The sequence below is a fragment of the Streptomyces sp. NPDC048718 genome (assembly GCF_043198875.1).
In the GTDB taxonomy this organism is placed as follows: Bacteria; Actinomycetota; Actinomycetes; order Streptomycetales; family Streptomycetaceae; genus Streptomyces.
On the sequence record NZ_JBICVG010000006.1, the window covers coordinates 108,764 to 121,643 of the forward strand.

The 12,880-nt window shown below is 71.5% G+C and carries 12 protein-coding genes; 9 read left to right on the top strand and 3 right to left on the bottom strand.

Features of this window, described 5'->3' with window-relative positions:
* The first annotated feature begins 21 nt into the window (after positions 1-21).
* Positions 22-390 (top strand): hypothetical protein, encoded by a 369-nt coding sequence (locus ACGFRB_RS13285; RefSeq protein ID WP_393243111.1) that lies wholly within the window; start codon positions 22-24, stop codon positions 388-390.
* Positions 391-1,191: 801 nt separating this feature from the next.
* Here ACGFRB_RS13285 and ACGFRB_RS13290 read toward each other — a convergent pair.
* From ACGFRB_RS13290 to ACGFRB_RS13300, 3 genes are all read right to left on the bottom strand, one after another.
* On the bottom strand, positions 1,192-2,517 hold the full coding sequence (locus tag ACGFRB_RS13290; RefSeq protein ID WP_393242674.1) for a hypothetical protein: 1,326 nt from the start codon (positions 2,515-2,517) through the stop codon (positions 1,192-1,194).
* Positions 2,518-2,615: 98 nt separating this feature from the next.
* Positions 2,616-2,807, bottom strand: coding sequence for a hypothetical protein (locus tag ACGFRB_RS13295; RefSeq protein WP_393242676.1), 192 nt, complete (start codon positions 2,805-2,807; stop codon positions 2,616-2,618).
* A gap of 108 nt (positions 2,808-2,915) precedes the next feature.
* Positions 2,916-3,650: a PDZ domain-containing protein gene (locus tag ACGFRB_RS13300; RefSeq protein WP_393242678.1), complete on the bottom strand. Its 735-nt coding sequence runs from the start codon at positions 3,648-3,650 to the stop codon at positions 2,916-2,918.
* A 1,396-nt stretch (positions 3,651-5,046) separates the two neighbouring features.
* On the opposite strand from ACGFRB_RS13300, the gene ACGFRB_RS13305 reads away from it, so the two are divergent.
* From ACGFRB_RS13305 to ACGFRB_RS13340, 8 genes are all read left to right on the top strand, one after another.
* A complete protein-coding gene (locus tag ACGFRB_RS13305) occupies positions 5,047-6,255 on the top strand; it encodes a 3-deoxy-7-phosphoheptulonate synthase (RefSeq protein WP_393242680.1) in 1,209 nt (402 codons plus the stop codon).
* Positions 6,243-6,866, top strand: coding sequence for an isochorismatase family protein (locus ACGFRB_RS13310; protein ID WP_393242682.1), 624 nt, complete (start codon positions 6,243-6,245; stop codon positions 6,864-6,866). The genes ACGFRB_RS13305 and ACGFRB_RS13310 overlap by 13 nt, the downstream gene beginning before the upstream one ends.
* Positions 6,863-8,842, top strand: a complete 1,980-nt coding sequence (locus ACGFRB_RS13315; protein ID WP_393242683.1) for a chorismate-binding protein — start codon at positions 6,863-6,865, stop codon at positions 8,840-8,842. Before ACGFRB_RS13310 ends, ACGFRB_RS13315 begins: the two co-directional genes overlap by 4 nt.
* The gene (locus ACGFRB_RS13320) at positions 8,839-9,186 is read left to right on the top strand and encodes a hypothetical protein (RefSeq protein ID WP_393242685.1); all 348 of its coding nucleotides are present in this window, start codon (positions 8,839-8,841) and stop codon (positions 9,184-9,186) included. The genes ACGFRB_RS13315 and ACGFRB_RS13320 overlap by 4 nt, the downstream gene beginning before the upstream one ends.
* On the top strand, positions 9,183-9,803 hold the full coding sequence (gene phzG / locus ACGFRB_RS13325; RefSeq protein WP_393242687.1) for a phenazine biosynthesis FMN-dependent oxidase PhzG: 621 nt from the start codon (positions 9,183-9,185) through the stop codon (positions 9,801-9,803). The genes ACGFRB_RS13320 and phzG overlap by 4 nt, the downstream gene beginning before the upstream one ends.
* A 215-nt stretch (positions 9,804-10,018) precedes the next feature.
* The gene (locus ACGFRB_RS13330) at positions 10,019-10,510 is read left to right on the top strand and encodes a PhzA/PhzB family protein (protein WP_393242689.1); all 492 of its coding nucleotides are present in this window, start codon (positions 10,019-10,021) and stop codon (positions 10,508-10,510) included.
* Positions 10,511-10,725: 215 nt separating this feature from the next.
* The gene (locus tag ACGFRB_RS13335) at positions 10,726-11,721 is read left to right on the top strand and encodes a methyltransferase (protein WP_393242691.1); all 996 of its coding nucleotides are present in this window, start codon (positions 10,726-10,728) and stop codon (positions 11,719-11,721) included.
* Between the two features lie 251 nt (positions 11,722-11,972).
* Positions 11,973-12,824, top strand: coding sequence for a PhzF family phenazine biosynthesis protein (locus ACGFRB_RS13340; protein WP_393242693.1), 852 nt, complete (start codon positions 11,973-11,975; stop codon positions 12,822-12,824).
* Positions 12,825-12,880: the final 56 nt, after the last annotated feature.

Consider the following 12,880-nt stretch of genomic DNA (forward strand, 5'->3'; position numbering starts at 1 on the left):
TGCCCGAGCTGTGCAGGCAGATTGCACGAACACCTCACCCACGCCGAACTCATCACTGCCCTCGACACCGCCTTTCAACAGCTCCCCGAACCCGCCGAGCCACCCCAGCGCTGCTACCAGCAACTCATCCGCGGCGGCACCGAACGCATCCCCCTCAGCCACGCTGCCCACAGGACCGCCGCCGCAATGGTCACCGTCACCCCACCCGGCATCCCCGTCCTCATGCCCGGCGAAAGAACCGGCGCCCCCGACGGCCCCCTCCTGCGCTACCTGCGCGCCCTGGAAGCATTCGACCGTGCCTTCCCTGGCTTCCACAGCGAAGCCCACGGCGTCACCATCGACCCCGGCACCGGCGACTACCTCATCGAATGCGTCCGCCCGCCTCGTTGACCGCACACACCGACCCGTCCACCGGCCCTGGCCCTTTCCATGACGAAGAGCGCCCGGACGCCGGCCAGGGCTTTCACCCGCCCACTGGTCCCGCACGCGCCGCGGACCGGCAAAGGCCGTGGCCGGCCGGTCGGTCGGCCACGCGATGCGGTGATGCCCCCTTCCGCGCCCTCGGCCGCCACGATCGCCACGCGGATCCGCTCGCGGGCCACAGACGCGCGTCCCGCACGTCACCGGACGGCCTCGCGGCCGGTCGAACAACGACGACACCATCCTGCCGTCCGGCCTCGCCGTTGCCTGGACGCGAGACGTGCGGGACGGGCAGGACGTGCGGGTCGGGCGGGACGTGCGGGGGCGCCGCAGCCATCCACCGGTGCCTCTGACCGGCATATGCCCCGGGCGCGTGAGGCATCCGCTCGCGTGACTTCACGGTGTGATCGAGCGGGCGAGTGGCCGGTCGATGACGGCGGCGCCGAGGCGGCCGAGCGCGCCCGCGCGGAAACCGGTCCGCACGGCGTGGGCGATCCGCCCGTGGTCCCCGGACCTTCGCCCAGGAGACCGGCGGGTCCTGCGCGATCAAGCCGACCTGGGCGAGGTCGGTCGGGGCGTTGACCAGGGTCGTGACTGCGAGGGCCGGCACCAGCGGCAGCGCTGTCGCCGCCGGCCGCGGCGCCGACTGCCCCCCTGGACGCGAAGTCCACCCGCCCGCCCCCTGCTTTCATCCGGACCGCCGCGCACCTCGCCCGGATGAGGAATACCGGAGGGGCCGGGCGGGGCGCGGATCGGAGTGAGGAGAAGGGGTCAGGCGGTCTTCGACCTGCCGTACGGCCGGCCATAGCCGTCATGGCCGCCGCCGCTCACCTGGATGGTGGCGGTGGCCTGTTCGCTGGCGACGGGCTCGCCCTGCGGATCGTTCGCGGTCGCGCGGGCGGTGTTGGTCACCGTGCACGTCGCCCCGTCGTAGCCGCCCCGCGTGCACGTGGCGTCGGCTTCGGTGACGGTGTAGGTGCCCGTGCAGGTGGTGCTCTGACCGGCCGCCAGGCTGGTGGCCTCGCAGGTGACGGTGTCGACCCGATCGTCCGATACGGTCACGCTGTCGAGTGCGGTCTCTCCGGTGTTGGTGACCGTGTACGTGTACGTGACGGTGTCACCGGCCTGGAACGGACCCGAGGCGTTCGTGGTCTTGGTCAGGGACAGCCCCGTCCCGACGGGCGGGCAGGACTCCCAGGTGATGTCGACCTCGCCGTCCCCGGCGCGGGCCCCTGTGGTGAAGACCGCGCCCGTGGGGCCGGTGCTGGAACCGCCACCGCCGCCCGCGCCGGAATTGGAGTCGGTGGGTGAGGCGGCGCCGCCTCCGCCGCCGGTCGCACCGCCGCCTCCGCCGCCGCCCGCGCCGCCATGCGGGTCGAGGATGCTGTTGCCGCCCCGGCCGCCGACCGGACCGACCGCGTCGGCTCCGTCCTCGCCGTTCGGCGGGATCTGGACGAGCACGTTGACGCCGCCCTGGCCGCCCGTGCCTCCGGGCCGGCCGGGCTTGCCCTCGTCGTCGCCGGGCACGCCGACCCCCGGCTCGCCGACCTCGCCCCCGGCACCGCCGACCATGGTCGAGGCGAAGAACGAACTGCCGCCGCCCCCTCCGCCGCCCGCCACGATCAGGGGCGTCGTCCCCGAGCTGACGACCGTACGTCCGCCGCCCCCACCCGACGCGATCCCGCTGAGCCCGCCGCCGGCGACGTAGCCCCCGCCGTTCCCGCCCCCACCGTAACCACCCTGGGGAAGGGCGGGAGGGATGGCGTCGGCCCCGTTCTGCCCCGCCCCGCCGACATCGACCGTCAGGACCTGCCCCGGCGTCACCGCCAGGTTCGCGGACACCCCGGCGCCCATACCACCCGCCACACCGTACTGACCGGCGCCGCCCGCGGCGCCGTAGGCCGTCACGTGCAGCGAGCACGCGTCGGCCGGCACGGTGAACGTCTGCGGCGCTCCGGTGAAGCCGAATGTCTGCGAGCCGTCCGTGATCGCGGGGGCAGCCGGCGCCGAGGCGGCGAGTGACTGCGCGGAGGCGAGAAGAAGCGCGCTGGCGGCGGTGATCGACACACCGGCCAGTCGCATACGGTTGCGATTCATAATCGCAAAGTAACCGACATGATCGAAACCTGCGATTCCCGGTCATTCGCGAGGGGCTGGGGGATGAGAAACCAACCCGAACGGCGGCATGCCGTACGTCATTCCCGGCGCCGTTCCTGTGTGCCCGGACGTACGACCCGGGCGAGCCCGCCGGCCGGGGCCAGGGCGTGGAACGACGCGGCGCGCGGGCTGTTGCGGATGCGGGCCTTCCCCGGCGACCACTTCTTCCGCGTGCCGTGGGCGGCCGAGATCTCGGGCGTGATCGCGGCCACCGTAGCGGAGTCGCTCAACGCCTCTTCCAGCACTGCCTCTTGAGGCCGCTTTCCCTGATCGACCTGATCGACCTGATCGACCCGGGCCGGCGCCGGGGCGGCGTTCGATGTCTTTCGGGTGCGGTCTCAGTCGAGGGTGAGCTGTAGGTTGACCGTCTGGCCCGCCCGGAAGACCGTGACCGGAACGGCGGTGCCGGCGCGCCAGCCGGTGATGGCGGTGTTGACGGTCGCCGTGCTGGAGACTGACTGGCCGTGGACCGCCGTGATGATGTCTCCGACCTGGAGGCCGGACTGGGCCGCGTTCGAGCCGGGCAGGACGAAGTTGACGTAGGAGCCGCCGCCGTTGGGGGTGTCGGTGAGGTATCCCGCGATGGAGCCCTGCTTGCCGGGGGAGATGGTGACGGTCAGGGGCTGGGTGTCGCCGTCGAGGCTGAAGGTGCCGGAGTAGGTGCCGCCGGACAGCGGGGCGTCGCCGTTGGCTGCGACGCTGACGTGGAACGGATAGATCCAGATCCAGCTGGCCGACGGGAAGTCGGCGGTGGCGCTCTTCCCGTCCGCGGCGATGGTGACCGGGCAGGTCCAGCCGACACAGTTCGGGTCGAGGGCGGTGATTCGGGTGTAGGGCGGGGCCTGGACCGTGATCCGGCTGAAGTGGTTGCGGGTGATGTTGTCCGGTCCGTACGTGACGCTCTCGGCCGGGCCGGGGGCGTCCAGTGTCGGCACGCTCTGCTGGGGCGTCACGGCCCGTACGGCGGTCGGCGGCGCGGCGGGGGTCGACGCGAAGGCGGCGGGAACGGTCCCCGCGAGAAGAACGGCACCGATGGCGGTGGCCATCGCGGTCTTGGTCCCTCGGAGTGTCACGAGCAGCACCTTTCGGTTGAGGATGAGCGAATAGTGACATTCAGGGTGAATGCCATCCCCCTCCGACACGGTCGGGCGCGCGAACAGGCTCGTCGGCACCGCCTCGGTCGCCGACGAGGGCCGCTTGAACCCAGGGGTCATGGCGCGAACGGGGGTTCGCGGATGGCCTTCGGGCCGTGTGCCGCCGTCATGGGCGGGCCGTTCGCCTGCGGGTCTCGGGGAGCGCTTCCCCGGCCGGAAGCCGACTTCGCCGCTGGTCCTGCCCCTTGGAGTTCGCTTCGGGGGCCCGTATGTGCGCAACGGGTGCCCCGCTCACGAACGGTGGACAGGGGTAAATCAGCCGTCACGGCCGACGTCGCCGATGTGGCGCGCGCGACCGGCGGTCTTCCGTCGGTGGGATCTCGGTGCGATGCGGGCGAAACCGGCAGGGGCGGCCGTCTGTGTGAGGCGGCCGGCGGTCGGCAGGTGGGTCGTTCGCGCCGGCGGGCGACCGATAGATGATCATGGCGATCGGTGATCATCACAGGTCATCGCGGTGCGGTCGGTATTCCGTTTCGATCCTCGCGTCGGGTGAATGGCGCACCGGCGCCCCTGGATTCCTGGTGGCGTTGACACGTGCAGAACAATACGGTTGTATTGTTTTCGCTTAGAAGGGTGACGGGTGGGGCGGTGGAGGAGTCCCTCGCGAAGGCCCATCTCGTTTAACTGTTGACCATCTCTGGTTCGGGGGAGAATCCATGAGGGAGAGTGGACGCGCGTTATGGGTCGCTGTCGCACTCATGGTGTCGACGGCCCAGAGATTATCGGTCCCGCGTGTTCCGTGGGGTCTCTTAACCGGCGATAGCGCGCCGAACACACTGCGAAGTCCGGTGGCCTATAAGGCCGGTCGAGAGTCAGCGCCCGGAAGTCGTACCCCGCGTCCCATGTCCCGTCGACCCGGCTTACGGGTGGGGCGGATCGCGGCGGGGATGCCTGTCGCCCCAGTGCCCCGGCATCACGGCGTCCTGCGGTGAGCGGTCCGGTCGGATCCGGAGCTGATCGCTGAGCCGACCACCGAAACGCCCCATGCCGCGTCGGTGAGGGGGCGGGAAACGCGCGCCGGAAGTTGCGGCGAGTTCGCACGGTGCGAGTCCGCGTCGTCTCTTCGTAGGAAATTTCATTCGTGCCGCACGCGAAAAGCGGTGCGCCATTCCGAGTGTATTTTCAGGGCGGCTCATTCTCGCCTTGTGCCCTGCGCGGCGCCAATATTCGCTCTTTCCATCGCCGGTTGGTCATCGAGGTGTTCTCCCATGACCGTACGAGACCGGCGGTCTGTTGAGTGTGCCGAAATTCAGGCCGTCGGCGTGCCCTTTTGTCGATGGCGATGTGCCGATATGCAGAGAGGTGTGGACCATCAGTGAACGTCACCTCGCTCGACGTTTTACCACCCCCGGTCGCGCGGCAGCAGCCCGAATGGGGAGACCCGGCGGACATCGAGAGGGTCCGGGAGGAGCTGGCGGCGGCCCCTCCGCTCGTGGAGGCCGCATCGCTGGGAAGGCTCCGGGGCCTGCTCTCCTCCGTCGCCCTGGGGCAGGCGCTGGTCGTGCAGGCCGGGGACTGCGCGGAGGACCCCGCGGAACGCACCGCGCGTGACGTGCGGCGGAAGGTGGGGCTGCTCGACGCCCTCGCCGACGTCATGGGCACGATCACCGGTCAGCCGGTGGTACGGGTCGGCCGGTTGGGCGGCCAGTACGCCAAGCCCCGCTCGGCGCCCACCGAGTGGGCCGACGGTGTCGAAATCCCGGTGTTCCGGGGGCACTTGGTGAACAGTCCGGAGCCGGACCCGGAAGCACGGCGGCCCCACCCCCGGCGCCTGCTGGACGGTTACCGGGCGGCGAGCCGGATCATGACCCACCTCTGTCCGACGCCGGGGGCGCGACTCGCCCCGGCCGTCTGGACCAGCCACGAGGCCCTGCTGCTCGACTACGAGATCCCGCTGCTGCGCCGGGACCGGGAGGGCCGCACCGCCCTCACCTCCACGCACTGGCCCTGGGTCGGTGAGCGGACCCGCGAGGTCGAGGGCGCCCATGTCGCCCTGCTGGCCGGCATCGTGAACCCGGTCGCCTGCAAGGTCGGGCCGCGGATGACCCCGGCCGAACTGCTCGCGCTGTGCGAGCGGCTCGACCCCGGGAGAGAGCCCGGCCGGCTCACCCTGATCGCCCGCATGGGCGCCGACGCGGTCGCGGACCTGCTGCCGCCGCTGGTCCGGGCCGTACGCGCCGCGCGGCACCCGGTGATCTGGCTGGTCGACCCCCTGCACGGCAACACCGTGACCACCGCCCAGGGACTCAAGACCCGGGTCGTGGAGACGGTCGTACGGGAGGTCGCGGCCTTCCAGACGGCGGTGCGCGCGGCCGGCGGCCTGCCGGGCGGAATCCACCTGGAGACCACTCCCGACGCGGTCACCGAGTGCGCCGACGTCCCCGGGCTCACCGACCGCGTCGGCGGGCGGTACACGACGCTGTGCGACCCGCGGCTCAACCCCCGGCAGGCGGTGACCGTGGTCTCGGCCTGGCGGACACGGACGACGACGAACCAAGCCGAGGGGGAACCATGCCGGGTCTAGCGCCCATCCCGCCCTATCCGCTGCCGACAGCGGCCGGACTGCCCGTCAACACGGCCCGCTGGAAGCCCGACCCCCGTCGCGCCGCACTGCTCGTGCACGACATGCAGCGCTACTTCCTGGCGCCCTTCCCCCCGGCGGTGCGCGACCCGCTGGTCCGCCACGGCGCGTTGCTGCGCGAGCGCTGCGCCGCGCTCGGCGTTCCGGTGTTCTACACCGCCCAGCCCGGCGGCATGACGGACGAGGACCGCGGCCTGCTCAAGGACTTCTGGGGCCCGGGCATGAAGGTGGACCCCGCCGATCGCGAGATCGTCACCGAGCTCGCGCCCCGGCCGGCGGACCACGTGTTCACCAAGTGGCGCTACAGCGCGTTCTTCCGCTCGGACCTGCTGGAGCGGATGCGCGCCCAGGGCCGTGACCAGCTGATCGTCTGCGGTGTGTACGCGCATGTCGGGGTCCTGGCGACGGCCGTCGAGGCGTTCACCCACGACATCCAGACGTTCCTCGTCGCCGACGCCGTCGGCGACTTCTCCGCCGACCACCACCGGCAGGCCCTCGACTACGCGGCCGCCCGCTGCGCGGTGGTCACCACCACCGAGGAGGTCTTCCGATGAACGCGACGCGATTGTTCGAGCGTGTCCTGGGCCCCGACCCGGGCCCCTTCGCCCTGCTGCACCGTCCCGAGTCCGTCGGCCCGGACCGGGTGGAGATCCTCCTGGGCCGGGTCGGCACCCCGGCCCGACTCGCCGACATCCCGCTCTCCGAGACCCCGCTGGCCGAGCTCTCCGAGACCCCGCTGTCCGAGTCCCCGCCGTCCGACCGGGCGGAACGGGCCGGCGAGGCCCGCCACGAGACGCTCGTCCTGGTGCCCCACCGCCAGATCGCCGAACGCGGCTTCGCAGCCACCGACGACGGCTCGCCCCTGCTCGCGCTGTCGGTGACCGACCAGGGCTGGATCACCGCGTCCGAGGCGCTGCGCCGCCTGCCGGACGAACCGATCACGCTGTCCGGCGGGCACTTCGACACCGACGACGAGACCTACGCCGACACCGTCCGTGCCGTGCTCGACAACGAGATCGGCACCGGAGAGGGCTCGAACTTCGTCATCAAGCGCTCGTTCGTCACCACCATCACCGGCTACTCGACGCACAGCGCGCTGAGCCTGTTCCGCCGGCTGCTCTCCCGCGAGAGCGGCGCGTACTGGACCTTCGTCGTCCACACCGGCGACCGGACCTTCGTCGGTGCCACCCCGGAACGCCACGTCAGCCTGCGCGACGGCGTCGCGGCGATGACGCCGATCAGCGGCACGTACCGCTACCCCCCGAGCGGACCGGTCCTGTCGGAGGTCATGGAGTTCCTCGCGGACGGCAAGGAGACCGACGAGCTCTACATGGTCCTCGACGAGGAACTGAAGATGATGGCCCGGGTCTGCCACGGCGGCGGCCGGGTGGTCGGCCCGTTCCTGCGGGAGATGACCCGGCTCGCGCACACCGAGTACAACATCGAGGGGCCGAGCGACCTCGACCCGCGGGAGATCCTGCGCGAGACGCTGTTCGCGCCCACCGTGACCGGCAGCCCGCTGGAGAACGCGTGCCGGGTGATCGCCCGCTACGAGCCGCGCGGACGCGGGTACTACGGGGGTGTCGCGGCGCTCATCGGCCGCGACGCGACCGGCGCGCGCACGCTGGACTCGGCCATCCTCATCCGTACCGCCGACATCCGGACCTCGGACACCGGCGACGGCAGGGGACAGGTGGAGGTCGGGGTGGGCGCCACCCTGGTACGGCACTCCGACCCCGACGCCGAGGTCGCCGAGACCCGCACCAAGGCGGCGGGCCTGCTCTCCGCACTGGGAGCGGGGGATTGGCGGAGCGAACACCCGCTGATCCAGGAGGCCTTGGGGAAACGTAACGAGACGATCGCCAACTTCTGGCTGAGCGACGCCGATCGGCGAGCCCGGCCGCACCCGATGCTGGCCGGCCGCCGGGCCCTGGTCGTCGACGCCGAGGACACCTTCAGCTCGATGCTGGCCCACCAACTGCGGGCCATCGGGCTGGTGGTGGAGGTAACCGGCTTCGACACGCCCCATGACTTCGACGCCTACGACCTCGTCGTCATGGGCCCCGGTCCCGGCGACCCCCGGGAGGCCGGAAACCCGCGCATGGCCCGCCTCTCCGGCGCGATCGACGAACTGCTTTCCCGGCGTACGCCGTTCCTGGCCGTGTGCCTGAGCCACCAGTTGCTGTGCCGGCGCCTCGGGCTCGAACTGAGGCGCCGCGAGATTCCGAACCAGGGCACCCAGCGCGAGATCGACCTGTTCGGCTCGCGCGAGCGGGTGGGCTTCTACAACTCCTACTCGGCCCGCGCGCGAACCGACCGGCTGGAGTGCCCCGGCGTCGGCGAGGTGAGGATCGGCCGCGACTCCGGCACGGGCGAGGTGCACGCCCTGCGCGGACCGCACTTCGGCTCGGTGCAGTTCCACCTCGAGTCCGTGCTCACCCAGGACGGCGAACGTGTCCTCGCCGACCTGCTCGTCCCGTTGATGGAAGCCGTCCCGCTGATGGAAACCGCGGAGGTACTCGCCGTATGAAAGCCACCCTCTCCTGGTGGGACCTCTCCGGGTCCGGCCAGACCATCGACTCGCTCCGCCACTACCTGCGCGACGAAGGCGTCGACCCGTGGACGGAAGTCCGGGGACTGCGGCTGAAGTTCTGGATATCCGACCGGCGGACCAACCGCTGGGGCGCCGTGATGCTGTGGGACGAAGCGGCCGACCTGACGGCGCCGATGCCGCCGAACCGCGCCACCGAACTCATCGGATACCCGCCGTCCGTCCGGATGATGGCCGACGTCGAGGCCATCGTCGAGGGCGTCCACTCGGGCGGGACCACCGACCACGGCCTGGCCTTCGCGACGATCGGGGAGACCGCGTGAACCCGTCCACCCGGCCCCGAGCGGCCGAAGAGTTCACCGCTCCGCCCGCCGAACCGATGGGCCTTCTCCAGGAATGGTTCGACAGCGCCGTCGCCACCCCCGTCCGCGAACCGGGCGCGCTGGCGCTGGCCTCCACCGACGCTTCCGGGCGCGCCTCCAACCGGATCGTGCAGGTGCTCGCGATCCGCGACACGGGTCTGGTGTTCGCCACCCACGCCGACAGCCGCAAGGGCCGGGACCTGGCCGGGACGAGCTGGGCCGCGGGTGTCTTCTACTGGCGCGAGGCGGGCCGGCAGGTCACCGTGAGCGGCCCGGCCCGACCGCTGCCCATCGAGGAGTCCGAGGCCCTGTGGGCCGCTCGCCCCGTCGGTACGCACCCGATGTCGGTGGCGTCGCACCAGAGCGCGCCCCTGCTCGACGAGGACGCGCTGCGGGAACGAGCCCGTGAACTGGGCCGGGCCGGCGAGGCGTTGCCCCGCCCCGAGCGCTGGCTCGGCTATCTGCTGGAGCCGCACGCGGTCGAGTTCTGGCAGGCCGAACCCGTGGACCGGCTGCACCAGCGGCTGGTGTACGAGCGCGACGGATCCGGCTGGCGTACGAGCCGGCTCCAGCCCTAGCCGGAGTCCCAACCCCAAGCCCCAGCCCTTGACCGTGCGCAGTCCTTGACCGTGCGCAGCCCTTGACCATGCCCGGGCGGGCGGCCGCCCGGGATCAGGCCAGTCCTCGATCCGAGTACCTGGCTGGACATCCACCGCCCCGAACCCCGGTTCTGGAATCGGGGATTCACACGCCCACACCGACACACCAGCCAACAGGAATTGAGGGATACGAGATGGGAACGGAAGACGTCCGGCCCGAGGGCTTCGAGACCGACCTCGACCTGCGCGCCCGGCACCGCGCCGTCGTAGCCGACTACATGAGCCGCAAGGGCGAGAACCGGCTGACGCGCTACCTGCTCTTCGCCGAGGACGGCAGCGCCGGCCTGTGGACCAGCGACACCGGCGAACCGGTCGCCTCTCAGGGACACGAGAAGCTCAAGGCGCACGGCGAGTGGTCACTGCGGATGTTCCCCGACTGGGAGTGGAAGAACGTGGAGATCTTCGAGACCCAGGATCCCAACCGGTTCTGGGTCGAGTGCGATGGAGAGGGCAAGATCCTCTACCCGGACTATCCGGCGGGCTACTACAAGAACCACTTCATTCACTCGTTCCTGCTGGTGGACGGCAGGATCGAGCAGCAGCGCGAGTTCATGAACCCGTTCCAGCAGCTGCGCGCGCTGGGCATCGAGGTGCCGAAGATCAACCGCGGCGGCATCCCCACGTAGCGGCGGATCCCCGCGCCGGGCCCCCGCGTTGGGGCACCGTGCGGGAACCCGCGTACGAATCCCCACACAGGTCCCAGCACACGGATCCCCCTCCAGGGATCCCCACGTACGGACATCCGTCCGCGTCCCGTCCCCCGGACCCGGACGCGGCGAATCGGGCCGGCCGGCGGCGGCCGGGAAGCAGCAGTGAGGCGAGGTCTCAAATGACAGTCGACGTGCAGACCACTCGAGACGTGGTCGACATCATCACCGGCGGATGGCGGGCGCAGGCGCTCTACACCGCGGTCAAGCTCCGCCTGCCCGACCACATAGCGGCGGGCCACGACAGCGACGCCGAGCTCGCCAAGGCGACCGGGGCGGACGAGGAGGGCGTGCACCGGCTGATGCGCCTCCTGGTGGCCATGGGGGTGTTCGAGGGCAGCGAGTCCACCGGCTACCGGGGGACCCGGATCAGCGCCGCGCTCCTCGACGCCCCTCAGTCCCTGAGCGACATGTGCCTGCTGTACGGCGAGGAGTTCTACTCCGCCTGGGGGCACGCCCACCACGCGATCAGCACGCGGAGTTCGGGGTTCGAGGCCGCCTTCGGCCGGCCCTTCTACGAGTACCTGGGGCACGACGCGGACGTGACCCGGCGCTTCCAGCGCACCCTGAACGCGGCGAGCATGTTCTTCCACCAGGTGCCCGAGGTCTTCGACTTCTCCGGCAAGAAGGTCGTGGACGTGGGCGGCGGGGGCGGACACCTGCTCGCCACGGTCCTCGGCGCCACCCCGGACGCCCGGGGCGTTCTCTTCGACCGCGAGCACATGATGGCCAAGGCGCGCGAGCACCTGTCCGCCACCGTCGGCCTGGACCGCGCCGAACTGGTCGCGGGCGACATGTTCGAGGGCGTCCCGGAGGGCGGGGACGTCTACATCCTCTGCCGGGTGCTGGCCGGCTGGGACGACGAGGCCGTCGTCGGCGTCTTCGAGAGCTGCCGCCGTGCCATGGCCGACTCCTCGTCGCGGCTGCTGCTGCTCGACCGTTTCGTCGAGGACGAGAACTCCACCGTGCTGCCCGCGCTGTGGGACATGCACCTCCTGATGACGACGGGCGGCGCGCACCGCACCGTCGAGCGGATCACCCGGCTGCTCGACCGGGCGGGCCTCGACGTCGTCGGCCGCGCGGAGCTGCCGATGGAGAACACCGCTCTGGTCGCCGCGCCGCGTCCCTGACGCCAGGCGCCCTTCCGATCCAGGCGTCATCCCTGGACTGACCCGCGCACTGACCCGCGCACGATCCGCGAACGGACCGGCGAACGGACCCTCGCACGGACCGGCGAAGACCTCGCGGGTCCGGCGGGTCCGTCCGGTGACGACGCATCCGCCCGGCGAGCGGTCGGCTCATCCGGCGAACTCCCTCCCCAGCACCCCATCCAGCCGGCACCCGGACGACGGGAGCCGGCGCGACGGAACGAACGGACCTCATGGACACCTACGAGTACGTGGTCGCCGACGTCTTCACAGCCACCCCGCTGGAAGGAAACCCGACCGCGGTCCTCCTGGACGCGTCCGGCCTCTCCGCCGAGCGCATGCAGCGGATCGCGCAGGAGACGCACCTGTCGGAGACCGTCTTCGTCCTCCCCGCGGAGGACGACGGCGATGTGCGGGTCCGCATCTTCACGCCGGTGAACGAGCTTCCGTTCGCCGGGCATCCCACCCTGGGCACGGCCGTGGTGCTCGGCGAGTGGCACGCGGCGAGGGAGCTGCGGATGGAGACCGCCATGGGCACCGTGGCGTTCGAGCTGGAGCGGGACGGCGAGGGCCGGACCGTGGCGGCCGGCATGTGGCAGCCCCTGCCGACATGGGAGCCGTACGACCGGGCGGAGGAACTGCTCACGGCCCTCGCCCCGGTGGCCACCGGCAGCACGCTGCCGATCGAGGTCTACCGCAACGGACCGCGGCACGTGTTCGTCGGACTCGACGGCGTGGCCGCCCTCTCCGCCCTGGAACCGGACCAGCGGATCCTCGCGCGACTGCCCGACATGGCCGCCAACTGCTTCACGGGCGCGGGCACCCACTGGAGGCTGCGCATGTTCTCCCCCGCCTACGGCGTGGTGGAGGACGCGGCCACCGGCTCGGCCGCCGGCTCGCTCGCGGTGCACCTGGCCCGGCACGGACTGATCCCGTTCGGCGAGTGGATCGAGATCCGCCAGGGCGTCGAGATGGGCCGTCCTTCGACGATGCGCGCCCGGGTCACGGGGACCGCGGAGCGGATCGAGTCGGTGCGGGTGGCGGGGGAGGCCGTGGTCGTGGCCCGGGGGACGCTGTACGTGTAGCGGCCGCCGGCGTACGTGCAGCGGTCACCGGCGCCGGCGGGCGTGGCAGACGTACG